Annotated in this window: 16 protein-coding genes; 7 read left to right on the top strand and 9 right to left on the bottom strand. The window is 71.7% G+C overall.

The window, feature by feature from the left end; translation table 11 throughout:
• Positions 1–27 precede the first annotated feature (27 nt).
• Positions 28–1,050, bottom strand: a complete 1,023-nt coding sequence (locus K7G59_RS13235; protein ID WP_225833735.1) for a LacI family DNA-binding transcriptional regulator — start codon at positions 1,048–1,050, stop codon at positions 28–30.
• A gap of 317 nt (positions 1,051–1,367) precedes the next feature.
• On the bottom strand, positions 1,368–2,999 hold the full coding sequence (locus K7G59_RS13230) for a glycoside hydrolase family 13 protein (RefSeq protein ID WP_225833733.1): 1,632 nt from the start codon (positions 2,997–2,999) through the stop codon (positions 1,368–1,370).
• A gap of 316 nt (positions 3,000–3,315) precedes the next feature.
• Here K7G59_RS13230 and K7G59_RS13225 point away from each other — a divergent pair, with 316 nt between their 5' ends.
• Both K7G59_RS13225 and K7G59_RS13220 read left to right on the top strand, forming a co-directional pair.
• On the top strand, positions 3,316–5,373 hold the full coding sequence (locus K7G59_RS13225; protein ID WP_225833731.1) for a glycogen debranching N-terminal domain-containing protein: 2,058 nt from the start codon (positions 3,316–3,318) through the stop codon (positions 5,371–5,373).
• Between the two features lie 659 nt (positions 5,374–6,032).
• Positions 6,033–6,386, top strand: a complete 354-nt coding sequence (locus K7G59_RS13220; protein ID WP_225833729.1) for a DUF488 domain-containing protein — start codon at positions 6,033–6,035, stop codon at positions 6,384–6,386.
• A gap of 14 nt (positions 6,387–6,400) precedes the next feature.
• Here the strand turns inward: K7G59_RS13220 and K7G59_RS13215 are convergent, their stop codons facing one another.
• Together K7G59_RS13215 and K7G59_RS13210 are read right to left on the bottom strand one after the other, a co-directional pair.
• Positions 6,401–8,074 carry an FAD-binding dehydrogenase gene (locus K7G59_RS13215; RefSeq protein WP_225833727.1) on the bottom strand — a complete coding sequence of 558 codons (1,674 nt, stop codon included), beginning with the start codon at positions 8,072–8,074 and terminating at the stop codon, positions 6,401–6,403.
• A gap of 35 nt (positions 8,075–8,109) precedes the next feature.
• Positions 8,110–8,739, bottom strand: a complete 630-nt coding sequence (locus K7G59_RS13210; protein ID WP_225833725.1) for a TetR/AcrR family transcriptional regulator — start codon at positions 8,737–8,739, stop codon at positions 8,110–8,112.
• 156 nt (positions 8,740–8,895) lie between these two features.
• Between K7G59_RS13210 and K7G59_RS13205 the strand changes: the two genes are divergently transcribed.
• Entirely contained in the window at positions 8,896–9,525 is a 630-nt protein-coding gene (locus K7G59_RS13205) for an alpha-ketoglutarate-dependent dioxygenase AlkB (protein WP_225833723.1), read from the top strand.
• An 84-nt stretch (positions 9,526–9,609) separates the two neighbouring features.
• Positions 9,610–10,356, top strand: coding sequence for an MBL fold metallo-hydrolase (locus tag K7G59_RS13200; RefSeq protein WP_225833721.1), 747 nt, complete (start codon positions 9,610–9,612; stop codon positions 10,354–10,356).
• Positions 10,357–10,459: 103 nt separating this feature from the next.
• Here K7G59_RS13200 and K7G59_RS13195 read toward each other — a convergent pair whose 3' ends face one another.
• The 3 genes from K7G59_RS13195 to K7G59_RS13185 all read right to left on the bottom strand — a co-directional run bounded on the left by K7G59_RS13195 (position 10,460) and on the right by K7G59_RS13185 (position 13,662).
• Positions 10,460–10,807, bottom strand: coding sequence for a cytochrome C oxidase subunit I (locus K7G59_RS13195; RefSeq protein WP_225833719.1), 348 nt, complete (start codon positions 10,805–10,807; stop codon positions 10,460–10,462).
• A complete protein-coding gene (gene ctaD, locus K7G59_RS13190; RefSeq protein ID WP_225833717.1) occupies positions 10,804–12,522 on the bottom strand; it encodes a cytochrome c oxidase subunit I in 1,719 nt (572 codons plus the stop codon). The genes K7G59_RS13195 and ctaD overlap by 4 nt, the downstream gene beginning before the upstream one ends.
• 273 nt (positions 12,523–12,795) lie before the next feature.
• Positions 12,796–13,662 carry a universal stress protein gene (locus tag K7G59_RS13185; RefSeq protein WP_225833715.1) on the bottom strand — a complete coding sequence of 289 codons (867 nt, stop codon included), beginning with the start codon at positions 13,660–13,662 and terminating at the stop codon, positions 12,796–12,798.
• 35 nt (positions 13,663–13,697) lie between these two features.
• Between K7G59_RS13185 and K7G59_RS13180 the strand changes: the two genes are divergently transcribed.
• Complete coding sequence (locus K7G59_RS13180) at positions 13,698–13,991, top strand: hypothetical protein (protein WP_225833713.1); 294 nt, start codon at positions 13,698–13,700, stop codon at positions 13,989–13,991.
• A 200-nt stretch (positions 13,992–14,191) separates the two neighbouring features.
• On the opposite strand, the gene K7G59_RS13175 is transcribed toward K7G59_RS13180, so the two are convergent.
• Together K7G59_RS13175 and K7G59_RS13170 are read right to left on the bottom strand one after the other, a co-directional pair.
• Positions 14,192–15,412, bottom strand: a complete 1,221-nt coding sequence (locus K7G59_RS13175; protein ID WP_225833711.1) for an SGNH/GDSL hydrolase family protein — start codon at positions 15,410–15,412, stop codon at positions 14,192–14,194.
• 199 nt (positions 15,413–15,611) lie between these two features.
• Positions 15,612–17,393 (bottom strand): M4 family metallopeptidase, encoded by a 1,782-nt coding sequence (locus K7G59_RS13170; RefSeq protein ID WP_225833709.1) that lies wholly within the window; start codon positions 17,391–17,393, stop codon positions 15,612–15,614.
• Positions 17,394–17,704: 311 nt separating this feature from the next.
• Between K7G59_RS13170 and K7G59_RS13165 the strand changes: the two genes are divergently transcribed.
• The gene (locus K7G59_RS13165) at positions 17,705–18,907 is read left to right on the top strand and encodes a serine hydrolase (protein ID WP_225833706.1); all 1,203 of its coding nucleotides are present in this window, start codon (positions 17,705–17,707) and stop codon (positions 18,905–18,907) included.
• Positions 18,908–18,945: 38 nt separating this feature from the next.
• Positions 18,946–19,623, top strand: a complete 678-nt coding sequence (locus K7G59_RS13160) for an AIM24 family protein (protein ID WP_225833704.1) — start codon at positions 18,946–18,948, stop codon at positions 19,621–19,623.
• The last annotated feature ends 7 nt before the right edge of the window (positions 19,624–19,630 follow it).

The raw sequence follows: 19,630 nt of genomic DNA, 5'->3' as shown, positions 1-19,630 counted from the left end.
AGGGCGCCGACCGTGCGGCGTCCGCCGTCACGCGCTCTCGCGGACCACCAGCGAGGGCGGGAGCAGCACCCCGGCCGGCCGCGGGGTCTGACCGCGCAGCCGGGCGACGAGCAGCCGCATGATCGTCCGCCCTATCTCGTCCAGTGGCTGGCGGATGCTGGTGAGCGCGGGGGTGACCATCGAGGCGGTCGGGGAGTCGTCGAACCCGATGACGGCCAGGTCGCGGCCTATCTCCCGGCCCTCCAGCCGGGCGGCTGCGTAGCAGCCCAGCGCGAAGGTGTCGCTCGCGGCGACCACCGCGGTCAGCGACGGGGACTGCCGCAGCAGGTCCAGGGCGGCGGTGGTGCTGTCGGTGAGGGTGTCGCGGGCGTAGCGCCGGTGTTCGGTGCCCAGGCCGTGCTTGCGCATCGCGCGGCCCCAGCCGGACAGCCGCTGGTGGCCCGGGCCCGAGGCGCTGGACCAGCCGAGGAAGCCGATGTCGCGGTGGCCCGCGGCGACCAGATGGTCCACGGCCGCCTCGACGCCTGCCGCGCTGTCGACGTCCACCCACAGGTAGTCGGGAGTGGCGGGGCGGGGGCGGCCGAAGCACACGAAGGGCGCGTGGCGCTGGGCGAGCCAGGCCGGGCGCTGGTCGCCGGGGTCGATGCCGGACAGCACGAAACCGTCGACGCTGCCGGTGCGCAGCATGTCGGCGTAGCGGGTGAGTTCGTCTGCGGACCGCCCGGAGCCGAAGACCAGCAGCAGGTAGCCCTCCTCCTCGGCGGCTCTGGTGAGCGCGTGCAGGAAGCTGTCCTGCAGGAAGCTGACGCCGTCGGCGCACTCGGGGCCGAGTCGGTACCCGATCTGGCGGGTGGCGTGGGTGCGCAGCGAACGGGCCACCCGGTTGGGCACATAGCCGAGTTCCTCGATGACCTCGAGGACCCGGGCGAGCGTGTCCGGGCGAACCCGGTCGGGGAAGTTGAGCGCGTTCGACACGGTCTGCCGGGAGACCTTGGCCGCCTGCGCCACCTCGGTGATGGTGGGACCGCTGCGGCCTCGCTCGGTGGTCATGCCGCCTCGCTCGACATCGGGATGTGTGGCCGTCACCCCCCGTGATCACGTCGGGACGATCGCGTACCGGAGGGTTTCAGGGCATCGATTTTGATCGTTCATTACCATCCTCAAGCATTTCTCCACTCGGTGTCAACGAGGCTGCGACTCGGCGGAAAAGGGCCGGCCACCACCCAGCGGTTCTCGCAAGGCGGGAACCGCGGGCCGGACCGCCGCCGAACGGCTCCCGGCCCGGAGCGGTCCGGGCCGGGGCGGGGCGGGGCGGGGCGGGGCGGGTCATCCTCTCGCGGCGGCGGGCGCGGCGGGCGCTGCTCCCGTCAGACGGTCCACCACGCGGTCGTATTGGGGGCGAGCTTGCCCTCGTCGCAGGGCCGGCTGGACAGCAGCGCCGGGCCGGGCACGGGTGCGGGCACCGGCGCGTCGGAGAAGTTCACCGCGCACACGAAGCCGTCCCCACGGCTGAACACCAGGGTCTCGGCGCTTACCCGAAGCCACTTCAGCCCGGAGCCGCGCAGTGGTGCCAGGCTGCGGCGCAACTGGAGGGCGTCGCGGTACACGTGCCATACGGAGGTGCCGTCGCCGCGCAGCCGCTCCACGGAGTGGGCGGCGAACCAGTCGGGCTGGGGCAGCCACACACCGGCCGGTGCCGCGTCGGAGAAACCGAACGGCGCCTGGGTGCCCGACCACGGCAGCGGCACCCGGCAGCCGTCACGTGTCGCCTCCGGCCGGCCGGTTCCCGCCACGATGGGGTCGCTGAGCACCTCCGCCGGCAGGTCGGTGACCTCGGGCAGGCCCAGCTCCTCGCCCTGGTACAGGTAGGTGCTTCCGGGCAGGGCGAGCAGCAGCAGCGCCGCGGCGGCGGCCCGGGCCGCGCCGCGTTCCGCGTCCGGTGTGCCGCCCGGGCCGGCCGGTTCGCTGTAGCGGGTGACCGTGCGCTGCTGGTCGTGGTTGTTGAGCACCCAGGTGACCGGGGCGCCGGTGGTGGCGATGTTCCGCAGGGCGGCGTCGATCCGCTCGTGGAAGACCTTGGCGTCCCAGCCGGCCCGCAGCAGGTCGAAGTAGAACGCCTGGTGCAGCTCGTCGGGGCGTACGTAGCGGGCCTGGTCGGCCGGGGTGGGGGCGGACACCTCGCCGACCAGGGTGCGTTCCCGGCCGTCACGGGCGGTGTACTCCTCGCACAGCGCCCGCCAGCGGCGCCAGACCTGGTGGACCTCGGGCCGGTTCCAGGCCAGCGGGTTGATCGCGTCGCGGGCCCGTTCGTCGGCGCCGGGGTCGGGCGAGTCCGGCAGGTCCGGGTGCTTGAACAGGCCGGCCGCCACGTCGACCCGGAAGCCGTCCACGTCCCGGTCGAGCCAGAACCGCAGGACCTCGTCGAACCAGGCGGGCACCTCGGGTCCGCGCCAGTTCCAGTCCGGCTGGTGCGGGGTGAACATGTGCAGGTACCACTGGCCGGGCCGGCCGTCCGGCTCGGTCACCCGGGTCCAGGCCGGACCACCGAACATGGCCCGCCAGTTGTTCGGCGGCTCGGTACCGCCCGGACCCCGGCCGTCGGCGAAGTGGAACCAGGAGCGGGCGGCGCTGCCCGGCCCGTCGGCCAGTGCCTTGACGAATCGCGGGTGCTGGGTGGAGCAGTGGTTGGGCACGATGTCCAGGATGACCTTCAGGCCCAGCTGGTGGGCTTCGGACACCAGCCGGCCGAACTCGGCCAGATCCCCGAACAACGGGTCGATCGCGCAGTAGTCGGACACGTCGTAGCCGTGGTCGCGCTGTGGGGAAGGGAAGCACGGGCTCAGCCAGATCCCGTCGACGCCCAGTGCGGTCAGGTAGCCCAGCCCCGCCCTGGCGCCCCGCAGATCCCCCACACCGTCACCGTTCCCGTCGCGGAAACTGCGCAGGTATATCTGGTACATCACAGCGTCGCGCCACCAGGGCGCGTGCGGCATCGCCATTGAGTGCCTCCGGAAACCGGCGGATGCCGGCGGTGCGCTGCCGCAGTACGCCCCTGATGAGGGGCTCGCATGGCCGCATTCAGGATCGCCGCGGTGGCGGGCCTGGGCGTGCTGCAACGTCCCGCCGGTGCATCGCCGCCGGTGAACCGGGGGTCTCCCGAGGGGCCGGCGATACGCTGTCCGCGCTAGGTTTTGAACGATCTAATTCTGGACAGGCAGAGGGAACCATCCCTGCCGAATCACTGTCAAGGCGTCCCGGTCCGGGCCCGGTCGGCCGACGGGTGGTCACGTCCCGAAGCCTCTAAGGAGCCTGTGCATGACCACGCGCACCTCCCGTTCGTTCATCCAGGACGCCACCCTCTGCCTGCGGGCACCGGTGGCCGTGCTGTCCCTGCCGGACGGCCAGTTGCGCGGCGGAGCGGAGGGTTACTACCGCGCGGACACCCGCCTGATCAGCCACCTGGTCCTCACCCTGGACGGGGCCGAGCCGGAACCGGTGGACGCCCAGTTGCTCGCCACCGACCGGGCCCGGTTCCTCGCGGTGCACCGCTGCGTCACCGACGACGGGGTGGACCCGAGCATCTCGGTGGACCGGGTGCGCAGCGCGGACGGTGACTTCGAGCGGATCACGGTCACCAACCACGGGCGGGTGCGCCAGCGGCTGCGGCTGACGCTGGCGCTCGCCTGCGACCTGGCCGACATCTCCCAGGTGAGATCCGGCCGCGACACCGCGGGGCTGCCGGCCGTCGCGCTGCCCGGGGGCGCCGGGCTGCGCTGGGCCGGAACCGGCGGCGGCGTGGCGGTCGGCTGCGGTACGGCCGCGGACGCGGTGGACGCGGCGGCCGGCACGCTGAGCTGGGATGTGAGTCTGGAGCCGGGCCAGTGCTGGCGGCAGCGGCTCACGCTGACCGCCGTGCCCGCCCCCGGTGGTGCGGCGGTGGCCGCCCCGGACCGGAGTGCGATGCCGTGGTCACAGGTTCGGGTGACCGGCGCCGACCCACGGCTGCCCCGCCTGCTCGAGCGCAGCCTGGACGACCTCGCGGGACTGCTGCTGGCCGACCCGCAGGATCCCGGCGACCTCTTCCTGGCCGCGGGCGCGCCCTGGTACCTGACGCTGTTCGGCCGGGACTCCCTGTGGGCGGCCCGCATGCTGCTGCCGCTGGGCACCGAGCTGGCCGCGGGCACCCTGCGCGCCCTCGCCCGCCGCCAGGGCACCGGCCACGACCCGCGCAGCGAGGAGCAGCCGGGCAAGATCCTGCACGAGCTGCGCGCCGCGAGCACCGCGCCCACCGGTGACCTGGTGCTGCCGCCGCTGTACTACGGCTCGGTCGACGCCACGTTGCTGTTCGTGGTGCTGCTCGCCGAGGCGTGGCGGTGGGGCATGCCGCACGAGGAGGTGGCAGCCCTCGTGCCGCACGCCGAACGGGCCCTGCACTGGCTGCGCGAGCACGCCGACGCCGACGGCGACGGATTCGTGGAATACGTCCGGGGCAGCGGCGGCGGCCTGGCCAACCAGGGCTGGAAGGACTCCCCCGATGCCGTCCAGTCCGCCCTCGGCGAGCTCGCCCGGCCGCCGATCGCGCTCGCCGAGGTCCAGGGTTACGCGTACCAGGCCGCGGTCGCCGGCGCGGACCTGCTCGACGCCTTCGGGTACGCGGGCGGCGACCGCTGGCGGGCCTGGGCGGCGGAGCTGGCCCGGCGGTTCCGCAACGCGTTCTGGGTGGAGGACGAGCGGGGGCCGTACGTGGCCATCGCGCTGGACGCGGACAAGCGGCCGGTGGACGCGGTGTCCTCCAACCCCGGGCACCTGCTGGGTACCGGCCTCCTGGACGCTGCCGAGTGCGCCCTGGTGGCGGACCGTCTGACGGGCGAGGACATGGACAGCGGCTGGGGCCTGCGCACCATGAGCGCCGACTGCCGGGGGTTCAACCCGCTGGGATACCACACCGGTTCGGTATGGGCCCACGACACGGCGATCGCCGTCGCGGGGCTGGCCGGGGCCGGGCATCCGCAGGCCGCCGCCGTCCTGCTGGACGGCCTGCTCGACGCGGCGGCGGCGTTCGACTACCGCATGCCGGAACTGCACGGCGGCCACCAGCGCGTGGCAGGGGCGCGGCCGACGCCGTACCCCTCGTCCTGCCGTCCCCAGGCGTGGGCCGCCGCGACCGCGGTGAGCCTGCTGACCAGCCTGACCGGGCTGCGGCCCGATGTCCCCGCGGGACGGGTGGTGCTGCGTCCGCTGCCGGTCGGCCCGGCCCGGGGTCTGCAGGTCACCGGTCTGCGGCTGGGCACCGCCGAGATCCGCGTCGGCGTGGACGAGCAGGGTCGCGGCCGTCTCCTCGGCGCGCCCGCGGCGCTGCGCGTCGAGAACTGACCGGAACGGACCGTCCCAGGTGGCTTGACACCCCAGGAGGCGCTGGGTAGAAGCGATACGAGCAAGCGATATGAACGTTCAAACGCTCCGGGATTTCAAAGGGCGTTCACATGCTCCCCAGGCACACCGGCGCAGCGCGCGATGCCCGTGTCCGAGGCCGGCACAGCGACACGGCCCGCGCCCCCGGGCACCCCCGCGTGACCACCGTCGGGTCGGCCGGCACCACCGCAGATCACGTCGTCCCGACAGGAGGTTGTGCATGCGTCGCCTGATCACCCTCGGTACCGCGCTCGTCGCCGCGGTGCCGTTCGTCCTGGGAACCGCACGGTGCGCCGACGGCGCATCCCCGAGGCCCCGGAGGCTCGGCGCTGTCGGTCACCGACCGGCTGGCCGACCGGCGATGCGTCGCGGCCGGCACCCGCGCGTACGAGGTGGGCACGGCGAACGGACGCTACGACGCCATGGGCTGGCACACCGGCGGCGAGATGGGCGGCATCTGTGTCGCCGCCGGTCAAGCTCCTCGACGGCGTCTGGTTCGGGGTCGGCGACACCTGGGTGGGCCGCCCGCCTTCAGCCCACCTCACGCCGCGTCGCGGCCGGTGGGCGGGAGGGCCGCAGTACGCTCACTGGACCGTCCATGAGCCGAGAAGGGGCCGACCGTGAGCGTGCGCGTGCGCCGGATCTACGAAGAGCCCGAGCCCGACGACGGCCTGCGGGTGCTGGTGGACCGGCTGTGGCCGCGCGGGCTCGCCAAGGACGCGGCGCACGTCGACGAGTGGCCCAAGGGGCTCACGCCGTCGAACGAGCTGCGTAAGTGGTTCCACGGCGGGGGCTCCTACGAGGAGTTCCGGCACCGTTACGAGGCCGAGCTGGACGCGCCCGAAGCCGCCGGCCTGCTCGACGGTCTCCGGAAGTCGGCCCGCAAAGGGCCGGTGACGCTGCTGACGGCGTCCAAGACGCCGGAGCAGAGCCACGCCTCGGTGCTGGCGGAGCTGCTGAAGGGCAAGGACTGACGTCAGCTGCTGCTTCAGCCCGTCTGCTTCGCCGCCGCCCGGCCGGCCGCGCGACCCGAGAACAGGCAACCGCCGAGGAAGGTGCCCTCCAGGGCGTTGTAGCCGTGGACGCCACCGCCGCCGAAGCCGGCCACCTCTCCGGCCGCGTACAGTCCGCCGATCGGGCTGCCGTCGGCGCCGAGCGCACGGGAGTCGAGGTCGGTCTGGATACCGCCGAGGGTCTTGCGGGTCAGCACATGCAGCCGGACGCCGATCAGCGGGCCGGCAGCGGGGTCGAGTATCCGGTGCGGCACGGCCACCCGGCCGAGCCGGTCGCCGATGTAGCGGCGGGCGTTGCGGATGCCCTGGACCTGGGAGTCCTTGCTGTAGGGGTTGGACATCTGCCGGTCGCGGGCCTCGATCTGCCGGCGGACCTCGGCCGCGTCCAGCAGCGGCTTGCCGGTCAGCGCGTTCATCTTCGGCACCAGCTGCTCGAGGTTGCCGGCGGTGACGAAGTCGGCGCCCTTGTCGAGGAAGGCCCGCACGGGGGCGGGGGCCCCCTTGCCGAGCAGCCGGTCACGCAGGACGGCCTTGCGGTCCTTGGCGGTGATGTCCGGGTTCTGCTCGGAGCCGGAGAGCGCGAACTCCTTCTCGATGATCTTCCGGGTGAGGATGAACCAGGAGTGGTCGTACCCGGCGATGTCCTCGGTGGTGCGCAGGTACTCGAGGGTGCTCAGGGTGTCGTAGCCGGGCAGGCAGGGGTCGGGCAGGCGGCGGCCGAGGGCGTCGAGCCAGATGGACGACGGGCCGGGCAGGATGCGGATGCCGTGGCCGGGCCAGATCGGATCCCAGTTCTGCAGGCCCTCGGTGTAGTGCCACATGCGGTCGCGGTTGACGAGCCGTACGCCAGCCGCCGCGCTGATGTCGAGCATGCGGCCGTCGACGTAGGCGGGAACGCCCGTGACCATCCGCGCCGGAGGTGTGCCGAGGCGTTCGGGCCAGGAGCGGCGGACGATGTCGTGGTTGCCGCCGATACCGCCGGTGGTGACGATCACGGCCTGGGCGGTGAGTTCGAAGTCGCCGACGCGGTCGCGGTTGGAGGCGACGCCGCGCGGGGAGTCGTCGGCGGCCAGGACGGTGCCGCGCACCCCGCGCACCCTGCCGTCCTCGACGACCAGCTCGTCGACCCGGTGGCGGTGGTGGAAGACGAGCAGTCCGTCCTGCGCCGCCTGCCGGGCGTACCGGACGAAGGGTTCGACCACGCCGGTGCCGGTGCCCCAGCTGATGTGGAAGCGGGGCACGGAGTTGCCGTGGCCGTCGGCGCGCAGGTCGCCGCGTTCGGCCCAGCCGACGGTGGGCAGCAGTTCGATACCGTGCCCGGCGAGCCAGGACCGCTTCTCGCCGGCCGCGAACTCGACGTAGGCGCGGGCCCAGCGCGCCGCCCAGGAGTCCTCGTCCTCCAGCCGGTCGAACCGGGCGCTGCCCCGCCAGTCGTTCCAGGCGAGGTCGAAGGAGTCCTTGATGCCGAGGCGGCGCTGTTCGGGCGAGTCGACGAGGAAGAGCCCGCCGAGGGACCAGAACGCCTGCCCGCCGAGGTTGGCGGCGTTCTCCTGGTCGACCAGGGCCACCCGGCGTCCCCGGCTGGTGAGTTCGTGCACCGCGACCAGGCCGGCGAGGCCCGATCCGACGACGATGACGTCCGCGTCCATGGCGTCCTTTCCTTCCCTCTGGCGACTCGCAGGTCTCATACGTCTCGTACGGGGGTGCCGCTGCCGTCCGTCAGCAGGGCGGTGAGCAGTTGCTTGAGCCAGCTGCGGGCCGCGTCGACGTCCTTGTCCAGCAGCAGCTGGGTGGTGACTCCGTCGTACGCGGCGACCACCGCGCGGGCGGCGCCGTCCACGTCGCCGAGCACGGCCGGCAGTTCGGTGTGGGCGCGGGCCCGCAGGAGCCGGTCGGCGACGGCCTGCCGGAGCCGGGCGCGATGGTCGAGGAGGGCCTCGGCGACGGCCGGGTCCCGGGCGGCGTGCACCAGGAAGTCGGTCTTCACCAGCAGCCAGTCGACGTCCAGCAGCAGCACCTCGGTGACCCGGTCGACAGCGGCCGGAACGTCGAGGTCGGGGCCGTCCTGGGCGAGGGCGTCCGCGACCTGGGCGGCGATGAGGTCGGCGCGTGCCCGGTAGAGGGCGAAGAACAGCTCGTCGAGGGTGGCGAAGTTCGAGTAGAAGGCGCCCCTGCTGTAGTCGGCGGCCTCGCAGATCTCCTCGATGGAGACCCGCCCGAACCCCTTCGCCGCGAACACGGCGAACGCGGCGTCGAGCAGCCGGGCCCGGGTACGCATCCGGCGCCGGGTGACGCGCTTGGGGGACTCCTCCATCGACGCCCGTCCTCCTTGTCCCCTCGGTTCGATGCAAGAACGTATCCGATACATCGATGTATCGAAAGCCCCCGCAGGCGGGATCCCGACGATGACCAGGAGACAAACAGGCAGACATGGGAACACATTTTCGATTGAGGGGGGTACGCTGGACCCATGTCCATGCACCTGCAGGGCTCCCTGTTCGACCAGACCGACGAACTGCGGCTCGGTTCACTCGACGGGCTGCACCGGACCGAGCTGGGGGCAGGGGCCTGGATCGACGAGCTGCCGGGCTGGCTGAGCGGCGCCGACGCCCTGTTCGAACGGCTCGCGGCGGACGTGCCGTGGCGGGCGGAGCGCCGCACCATGTACGACAACGTGGTCGCCGTGCCCCGGCTGCTCGCCCACTACGCCGCCCACGACCCCCTCCCCCACCCCGTGCTCGACGAGGCGCGCACCGCCCTGTCGCGGCACTACGCCGGGGAACTGGGCGAGCCGTTCGCCACCGCCGGGCTGTGCTTCTACCGCGACGGCCGGGACAGCGTCGCCTGGCACGGGGACCGGATCGGGCGCGGCGCACACGAGGACACGATGGTCGCGATCCTCTCCGTGGGCGCACCCCGGGATCTGCTGCTGCGCCCCACGGGCGGGGGCGGCGCCACCGTGCGGCGGCCGCTCGGGCACGGTGACCTCATCGTGATGGGCGGCTCCTGCCAGCGCACCTGGGAGCACTGCGTCCCCAAGACCGCCCGCGCCGCCGGACCGCGCATCAGCGTCCAGTTCCGCCCGCACGGCGTGCGCTGACACGCCCCGCCCACTTGCACAGGAGGGTGGCACATCTGGTTGGCTGTGCCCCGGACATCAGCCGCTCCGGGCCTCGGGGAGATCATGCAGGCAGACGTACGCCAGGTCGCCGACGACACCTTTCTGGTGCACGGCCACCACACCAACTGGGTCATCCTCAAGGACGGCGACGCCGTCACCCTGGTGGACACCGGCTATCCCGGGGACCGGCAGGGGCTGCTCGACTCCCTGGCGCAGGTGGGCAGTTCACCGGAGGCCGTCGCCGCCGTACTGATCACCCACGCGCACAACGACCACATCGGCTCGGCCGAGTACCTGCGCAGCACCCACGGCACCCCGGTCCACCTGCATCCCGCGGAAGTCCCGCACGCCCGCCGGGACTTCCTCCAGCAGGCGAACATCGGGGACGTGGTCCGCAACATCTGGCGGCCCGGTGTCGTGCCGTGGACGGTGCACGTGCTGCGCGTGGGCGGTCTCCGGCACAACCCGGTCACCGCCCCGGAGCCGTTCCCCGGCCAGGGTCCGCTCGACCTGCCCGGCCGCCCCGTGCCCGTGCACACCCCCGGCCACACCGACGGCCACTGCGTCTACCACCTGCCCGACGCCGGCATCGTCATCTCCGGCGACGCCCTGGTCAGCGGCCACGCGACCTCACGGGTCAAGGGACCGCAGCTGCTCCTGGACTTCTTCCACCACGAGCGCGGCCAGGCGCTGGCCTCGCTGGAGACGATCGGGGCGCTCGACGGCGACACCCTGCTGCCCGGACACGGCCCGGTGCACCGCGGCTCCGTGCGCGCGGCGGCGGAACTGGCCCGGGAGCGGGCGTCGTAGTCCGGCCTGGGGTGCCGCGGGCGGGTGCGGGTGTCACTGCCGCGCCCAGCCGCCGTACCGGCGGCTGGGCGGACCCGGACACGCGCCGATCACGCTGCCGGGGTCACAGGAGCCACAGCAGCACGGTCAGGTAGGTGCAGCCGGCGGTCACGGCGAGCGCGATGCCCACGCAGCGCCTGCGCAGCATGTGGTAGCGGTGTTGGTACTCGGCCTGCAGCGAGAGGCACCGAGCCGCGAGGCGCTTCAGGTCCCCCTCGGCCCGTTGCAGATCGTCCGAGACGTAGCGCCGCTCGATCTCTGCCCTCTGCGCTGTCGTCAGCCATTCCATGGAATCGGTGAAGTCCCGCGCGCGCTGCTCCGCCTCCGCGATCCTGGCCTGCCACAGAAGGTATTCCTCCACCTCGTCGGCCAGCGTGCCGTCCACTCCGAGGTCATGCTTGAGACCGCTCATGCGCCCCCCCGCTCGGTCATGGCTGACGCTGCCTGGGCCTCGTGCTCCGTGATCGCGAGATTGGGGTAGTGCAGGTCGAACGCCGGGGATTCGCTGCGGACCCGCGGCAGGGTGACGAAGTTGTGCCGCGGCGGCGGACAGGAGGTCGCCCACTCCAGCGAACGGCCGAAGCCCCACGGGTCGTCCACGCCGACCGGCTTGCCGTACCTGGCCGTCTTCCACACGTTGTACAGGAAAGGCAGCATCGACAGGCCGAGCAGGAAGGAACTGATGGTCGAGACGGTGTTCAGGGCGGTGAAGCCGTCGGCCGCCAGGTAGTCGGCGTAACGACGCGGCATGCCCTCGGCGCCCAGCCAGTGCTGGACCAGGAAGGTGCCGTGGAAGCCGAAGAACAGCGTCCAGAAGGTGATCTTGCCGAGGCGCTCGTCCAGCATCTTGCCGGTGAACTTCGGCCACCAGAAGTGGAAGCCGGCGAACATGGCGAAGACGACCGTACCGAAGACCACGTAGTGGAAGTGGGCCACGACGAAGTACGAGTCCGTGACGTGGAAGTCCATCGGCGGTGAAGCCAGGATGATGCCCGTCAGACCGCCGAACAGGAAGGTGACGAGAAAGCCCGTCGTCCAGAGCATCGGGGTCTCGAAGGACACCGAGCCGTTCCACATGGTGCCGATCCAGTTGAAGAACTTCACACCGGTCGGCACGGCGATCAGGAAGGTCATGAAGGAGAAGAACGGCAGCAGGACGGCACCGGTGGCGAACATGTGGTGCGCCCACACGGTCACGGACAGACCGGCGATCGCGATGGTCGCGGCGATCAGGTTCACGTAGCCGAACACGGGCTTGCGGGAGAAGACCGGGATGATCTCGGTGGCGATACCGAAGAACGGCAGCGCGATGATGTAGACCTCTGGGTGGCCGAAGAACCAGAAGAGGTGCTGCCACAGGATGGGGCCGCCGTTGGCCGGGTCGTAGATGTGGGCGCCGAACTTGCGGTCCGCCTCCAGGGCGAGCAGCGCGGCGGCCAGGGGCGGGAAGGCCAGCAGGACGAGGACACCGGTCAGCAGCACGTTCCAGGTGAAGATCGGCATGCGGAACATGGTCATGCCCGGGGCGCGCAGGCAGATGATCGTGGTGAGGAAGTTGACGGAGCCGAGGATGGTCCCGAAGCCGGAGAAGGCCAGACCCATGATCCACATGTCAGGGCCCAGCCCGATGGAGAACTTCGCATCCGACAACGGGGTGTAGGCGAACCAGCCGAAGTCGGCCGCGCCCTGCGGGGTGAGGAAGCCTCCTACCGCGATGAGCGAACCGAAGAGATACAGCCAGTAGGCGAGCATGTTCAGCCGGGGGAACGCCACGTCCGGGGCGCCGATCTGCAGCGGCATGATCCAGTTCGCGAAGCCCGCGAACAGCGGCGTCGCGAACATCAGCAGCATCACGGTGCCGTGCATCGTGAACGCCTGGTTGTACTGCTCGTTGGACATGATCTGCAGGCCCGGCCGGGCCAGCTCGGCGCGCAGGAGCAGCGCCATCACGCCACCGATGACGAAGAACGCGAACGACGTCGTCAGGTACAGCGTGCCGATGGTCTTGTGGTCGGTGGTCGTCAGCCATTTCACCACGACACTGCCGGGCCGCCTCCCCTTCAGCGGCACCTCGTCGGCGTACGGCTCCTCCGCCGCCAAAGCCTTCGGTTCATTGCCGATGTTCACAAGACCTCTGTCTCCCACTGCTCGCCGTTCGCCCACGGGAACGGTGTGGGCCATCCGCCATCCTGGTGGCGCACGCGGACCAGCGGCGCTCTGCGACACACGGCCGATCGGGGGACTTCGGCCACGACATCGGCACCCGCTACGCGGGCCTGGAGCGGCCCTGTCCGAGCGCGGCCGGCACGCACCGGGTTCGACGCCGCGGTGGCGGACTGCATCGAGAACGTCCTGCCCGTGAGGCGCGTACGCCCCTGGAGCCCACCGCAACCGACCGACTCAGTCGTGCGGGACGACGGCCACCGGGCACTCGGCGTGGTGCAGCACCCCGTGCGCGACCGAGCCGATCCGTGCCCCCACCGCCGTACGGTGCGCCCGCCGTCCGACGACCACCAGCTGGGCGCCGTCGGCCTGCGCCAGCAGCACCTGGCCCGCGCTGCCCATCTCGACGTGCTCGGCCACGGGCACGTCGGGGAACCGCTCCCGCCACGGCCGGAGCGCCTCGGACAGCGCCTTCTTCTCGAAGGGTTCGAGGCCCCCGGCCTCGTCCAGGAGCTGCATCGAGCCGGGGCTGTAGGCGAACACCGGCGGCAGGGTCCAGGCGCGGACGGCCCGGACGGTGGCGCCGCGTGCCGCGGCGGTCTCGAACGCGAACTCCAGTGCGGCGGCGCTGTCCTGCGGGTCGCCCTGCTCTCCCACGACGACATCCCGCCCGGCCACCTCCGCCGCCGGCCGGTCCCCTGCCCGCACCAGGACCACCGGCCGGGTCGCCGTGGCGATCACCTGCTGACCGACCGAGCCCAGCAGGAAACCCATCACCGGCCCGTGCCCGCGCGACCCGAGCACCAGCATCTCGGCGTCCGCCGCCGCCCGGTCCAGTGCCTCCGCCGCGCCGCTCTCCACCACGTCGACGCTCACCAAGAGCTCCGGATGCCGCTCGCGGACGGTGTGCACGGCCTGCGTGACACCGTCCGAGGCCCACCCCTGCTGGGTGTCCCGGTCCGCCGCGGCGACCGTCTCGTCGTAGCGCCACGCGTGCACCACACACAGGGGCAGCCCGCGCCGTACGGCCTCCCGGGCCGCCCAGTGGAGCGCGGCCAGGCTCTCCTCCGTACCGTCCACTCCTGCCGTGATCGGACGTGCCATGCGCGGGTCTCCTCGGTGTGTCGACTGGTGGTTCCGTGCCCACTATCGGCCTGTGGGCCACCCTCGCGCACGTTCACGACGACCTCGTCGGCCGGCCGGCGCACGATCTTCGGCGGACAGGGGCCCGCAGGCTGAGCAACGGGATGCGTGAAAGCCGCCGCGACAAGGCCGTCCCGACCGTCTCGTGGTCCGTGGATCTCGACGGGCCCGTGCCGGACATCTCGGTGCGCGCCCCCGGTGCCCGGCGGCACCCGCTTCCAGGTACTGCGGGGCCACCGGCCGCCGAGGCACCCCTGACCGTCGGTACATCCACGGAGGAGGCCGTATGACCGACGCCGACGCCATCGACCGGGTGTCCCGCCGAGCGGCACCGGCTGTGTGGCGTGCGAGGTGACCGGCGGCCGGTGGTTCCCGTCTCCGCCGCTGCGCGCGGTGCGGGCACATCGGCTGCTGCGACGACTCCCCCGCCCGGCACGCGACCGCGCCCGCGACCGCACACCGGCGAGCCGGGCGAGGGCCGGTTCATTCTTCAGCGGGCGCAGTCGAGGCGGCCGAGGTCGACGGCGTCGGCGATGGCCCGCATGCCCCTGTCGTTCGGGTGCAGATGGTCGCCGCTGTCGAGGGCGGGCAGCAGCCGCTCGCCGTCGTGCGGAATGCGCAGCACGCGGTCGAAGTCGGCCACGGCGTCGAACTCCCCGCTGGTGCGGAGGAACCGGTTCACCTCACGGCGTACGGCCTCGGCGGCCGGATCCCATTCCTGCCAGCCCTTGAACGGGCTCAGGGTGCCGGCGACCACGCACTTTCCGGCCGCGTGCGCCCGGCGGGCGATCTGCCGGTATCCGGCGATGAGATCCCGCGCGGTGACGCCGGTACGGGCCTTGATGTCGTTCACCCCCTCGAAGAGGAGGACGGTGTGCACCCCGGGCTGGGCGAGCACGTCCCGGTCCAGCCGGTGCAGCGCGCTGGGGCCCTCGCTGTCGGAGAGCACCTTGTTGCCCGAGATCCCCTCGTCGGCGACGCCTTGGAGGGCCGCGCCGGAGGTGCTCAGGCGCCTCGCGAGGTAGTCGGGCCAGCGGTGGTCCAGGTCGATGGTGGACTCCAGGCCGTCGGTGATCGAGTCGCCGAGCGCGGCGACGGCGCCGGTGGCGGCTCGCGGCGGTCGTACGGTGACGGCGTCGAGGTACCACCAGGAGTCGGTGGTCCCCGTCCAGTCGGCGGCGCTGTCCTCCGCCGTGTGGTCGCCCCGGCCGGTGTACGACGTCTGCAGGGCCAGCAGGTGGCCGGTGGCGGGGCCTTCCGCGCGGAGGGTGTGGAGGCTGACGGCCAGGTCGGTGTCGGCGGGGATCCGGCCGGACAGCGGGTCGCTCCAGACGGCGGCGCCCGCCGGGATCGTGATCGTGCGCCTGCCGGCGAAGCTGAGGGGCCGGTTGCTGCCCGGCCGCAGCGCGGCTCCCCGGCCGCGCAGGCCCGCGTAGACGCTGTCCAGGGTCAGCGGGTGGTCACCGAAGACGTTGGAGAGGTGCACACGCAGGTCGGTGCCACCGACGCTGGTGTGCACGACGAGCCGGTAGCCCTGGCCGGCCCTCCCGAAGCCCATGCGGTCGGCGCTCGCCGCCCAGGTGACCACCCCGCCGGCCCGGGTGACGGCCTCGGGCATCCGGCCGGCCGCCTGCGCGGGGGCGGCCTGGCAGGCGACGAACGTCAGCACCACTCCGGCAAGACGGCGCAGGCGCGCCGACCGGCCGGTCATCGGCCGGTCACCGGTCGGTCCCGCGGTGCGACGGGCGCGCCGGGTCCGCGACGGCGGGCCGTCCGGGACGCAGCTGCGTACCCCACGCAGATCATGGTCCCGCCGGCACGGCGACTGCGCACCCCGGGAAGCGACCGGACATGCGGATGCCCCGCGCGGGGGCGGGGCATCCGGTGGTGCGGGTGTGTGCGGCCGTCCGTCAGTGGCGGTCGGCCGGCGTGTTGGCGGCGGTGACGTTCACCGCGGCCCACGCCTTGTTCACCGTCTTGTACTCGGTGCTGGTCGAGCCGTACAGGTCCTTGGCCGCCTTCAGCGTCGCGATGCGCGCCTGGTGGAAGTCGGTGGTGGAGACCATGTAGCGGGTCAGCGCACGGTAGAAGATCTTGGTCGCCTTGCCCCGGCCGATGCCGGTGACCGTGGAGTGGTTGTACGTCGGCGAGTAGTAGTTCACGCCGTTGATCGTCTTCGAGCCGCTGCCCTCGGCGAGGAGGTAGTACGCGTGCGAGGAGACACCGGACCCGGCGTGCACCTCGGTGTAGTACGTGTCCGAGGACCAGTAGTCGATCGTGCCCTCGAGCTTGTCGAGCGACGGGTGGTCCAGACGGCGCAGGAACTTCTGCTCCAGGCCGAGCTTCTCGCCGATCAGGAAGTCCGGCGTGTCCTTCGCGTTGTTCGCGTAGAACTCGACGTTGGAGCCGAAGATGTCCGCGAGGGACTCGTTCAGCGCGCCGGGCTCGCCGTACTGGTTGCCGTCGTTGTCGACGTACGTCGGCTGCAGATTGGCGGTCGCCTCGACCACACCGTGGGTCAGCTCGTGGCCGGTGACGTCGAGCACGACGAGCGGCTTCTTGAACATCGAGCCGTCGCCGTCGCCGTACAGCATGCAGTTGCAGGTCGGGTCCCAGAAGGCGTTCGCGACCTTGTTGCCCCAGTGGACCATCGCGTGGGCGGCCTTGCTGTCGTTGCGGATGCCCTTGCGACCGAAGGTCCCCTTGTAGAAGTCCAGGGTCTTGGTCACGCCGTACTGGGCATCGGCGGCGGCGCTGGCGCGGCTGGAGGTCGTGCCGTTGCCCCAGATGTTGGTGGTGTTGGTGAACTTCGTGCCGCGGCTGAAGCTCTCCGTGGTGCTGCCCTTGGCGTCGCGGGTCTCGGTGCCGTACCGGCTCGGGTCCTTGAGCAGGTAGTGGCCGGCCGACGTCGCCGTGGTGGTCAGGCCGACGCTGCCCACGAACAGGGTCTTGCCGGTGCCGTGCGCGGTCGTCGGGTAGGTGACGCCGGAGGGGGCCGGGGTGGTGGCGCCGAGCAGGCCGGAGCCGCCGAGGCCGGTGGCCGGGTCGATCGTCTCGCCGCGCTTGCGCAGGGTGTCGAGCACCCTCGGCGACAGGAACTCGTCCGCGACGGGGGTGTTGCTGCGCACCTTGCCGGTGAGGGCGTCGATGACGACGGTGCTGGCGGCGCCGTTGTCGGTGACCGTCACCTGGTAGGCGAGGGCGGAGGCAGCACCGCGGGCGTCCACGACGAGGCGGGCGTCACCCGCGTCGCCCTTGGCGACCTGGGCGGCCTTGGCCTCGGCCTGGCTCGCGCTCAGCTTGGCCTTGGTGCTGGCCGGCTTGACGGAGTGGTCGGCCGCACGGGTGACACCCGTGTAGGCCAGGTTCCGGTCGAGGTGGACCACGAGGTCGCCGCCGAGGACCGGCATCCCGTCGTGGGTGCGGACGAACCGGACGTGCCGGGCACCCTCGGGGTCGATCATGACGTCCTGGGCGACGAGTTCGTCACCCTTGACGAGGCCGGTCGCAGACGCGTGGTCGACGGCCGCGGTACGGGCGGCCTCCACCAGCAGCGAGGCGTTCGTGGCCGAGGACGCGGCCACCTTCTCCACCCCCGTGGAGGGACCCGCGAAGGCCGTGCCGGCCAGGCCGGTGGCAGCGGTCGTCACCGCGACGGCGACCGCCAGGGTACGTATGTGCGGTCTACGCACTGATCAGGGTTCCTTCGTTCAAAGGCAGCCGGAGTCCCCAACCGCCTTGAGAAATGGCGCTGTTGGTCCGCGCCATGGAGGCTGGTCGGGCCTCCTGGGTCACCCTTTCGGATCAGTCATGCACACGTAAAGGTGGAATGATCCATTTCGCGGCTTTCGTTGACAATCCTTTACAAAAGCTCGCCACAGGGTGATCAGAAGATGACCAACTGTGTGTCGGCTGGGGAGACGGAGCCCGAATCCCCTAGGTTCCCAGGCCTGACTGTGACCGATGTCGCATCAGGAGCCTTACGGATGGGAGTGCATGGCGGATGAGGTCAGCAACGAGGGGCAGGGGCACAGTCCTCGGAGCGGTCGTGCTGTCGCTGCTCGCGGTTCCCGCCAAGGCCGCGACCGGCGAGCCGGACACACCGGCGGCGACGGCGCTGCCTGCGCCCGACACCACGGCACTGGCTGGGGTGCTGCGCTCGGCGGTGCACCAGGGCGCACCGGGTGCCCTGGCACGCATCGACGACCACGGCAGGACGTACCGGGTCACCTACGGGGTCGCCGACCGCGCCGCAGGGCGCGCCATCACCACCGGCGACCGGTTCCGCGTCGGCAGCGTCACCAAGACGTTCTCGGCCGTGGTCCTGCTGCAACTGGCCGACGAACACCGGCTGGACCTGGACGCCCCGGTCAACCGCTATCTGCCCGGGCTCCTGCCGGACGACCGCATCACCGTGCGGCACCTCCTGAGTCATCGCAGCGGCCTGTACGACTACACCGACGACCTGTTCGCCCACAGCGTGTCCGGCTTCCAGGCGGTGCGCGGCAAGGTGTTCACCTACCGACAGCTGGTCGCCCTCTCACTGATGAAGCCCCGCACCAACGCGCCGGGCGCCGCCTACGCGTACTCGAACACCAACTTCGTCGTCGCCGGCATGCTCATCGAGAAGCTGACCGGGCAGTCGGTGCGGACCGCGTACGAGGACCGCATCTTCAAGCCGCTGCAGCTGCGGGACACGTTCTACGTCCACCCGGAGGCCGGGATCCCCGGCCGGTACGCCCGCGGTTACCTCACGCCCGACAGGTCCGGCGCGCCCCTCGTCGACGCGACCGCCCAGACCGTGTCGTGGGCCCAGAGCGCGGGCGCGATCATCTCCAGCGCCCGGGACCTGAACACCTTCTACTCGGCGCTCCTCAGCGGCAGGCTGCTCTCCCCGGCACGCCTGGCGGCGATGGAGCACTGGACGCGGGTCAACAGCACGACGGCGTACGGACTCGGACTGCGCCGCCGCGACCTGTCCTGCGGCATCTCGGTGTACGGCCACACGGGCGCCGTCCAGGGCTACTACACCTACGCCTTCACCACGAAGGACGGCGGCCGCAGCCTCACGGCCGTCGCCAACGCCTCCAACAACACCAGCCTCCTCAACACCCTGGCGGGCGCCCTGGACTCGGCGTTCTGCGGCAAGCCAGGCAAAGCGGCGCGGGGGCCTGCACTCGTGGAACGGAACTCGGACATTCCGTGATCTTGGCGGAACGGAAGCCTCCGGGACACCATGCCCGTATGAAGGGTGATCTCTTTTCCAGCCAGCACGTGGTGCAGCCCGCCGTCGAGCCGGGCATGACCGTCGAGAACGCCAAGTGCATCAGGTACGCGGTGAACGGTGAGATGTACGCCCGCCAGGGCGCGATGGTCGCCTACCGCGGCAGCCTCCAGTTCGAACGCAAGGGTCAGGGCGTCGGCGGCATGCTCAAGCGTGCGGTCACCGGCGAGGGGCTGCCCCTCATGGCGGTGCGCGGGCAGGGCGAGGCCTGGTTCGCGCACGAGGCGCAGAACTGTTTCATCGTCGAGGTGGAGCCGGGCGACCAGTTCACCGTCAACGGTCGCAACGTGCTGTGCTTCGACGCCTCATTGTCGTACGACATCAAGACCGTGAAGGGCTCGGGCATCGCCGGCGGGGGCCTGTTCAACAGCGTGTTCAGCGGGCAGGGCCGACTGGGGCTGATCTGCGAGGGCAACCCGCTGGTCATACCGGTCTCCGCGCAGCACCCGGTGTACGTCGACACGGACGCCGTGGTCGGCTGGACCGCCCATCTGCAGACCTCGCTGCATCGCTCCCAGTCCATCGGCTCGATGCTGCGCGGCGGTTCCGGGGAGGCGGTGCAGTTGGTGCTCCAGGGCGAGGGCTTCGTCGTGGTACGGCCGAGCGAACTCACCCCGCAGAAGACGCAGCAGCACTGACATGCCA

It is taken from the genome of Streptomyces sp. NK08204 (genome assembly GCF_020400585.1).
In the GTDB taxonomy this organism is placed as follows: Bacteria; Actinomycetota; Actinomycetes; order Streptomycetales; family Streptomycetaceae; genus Streptomyces.
The sequence above is the reverse complement of the archived record's forward strand: the minus strand, read 5'-3'. Positions and strand labels throughout refer to the sequence as shown.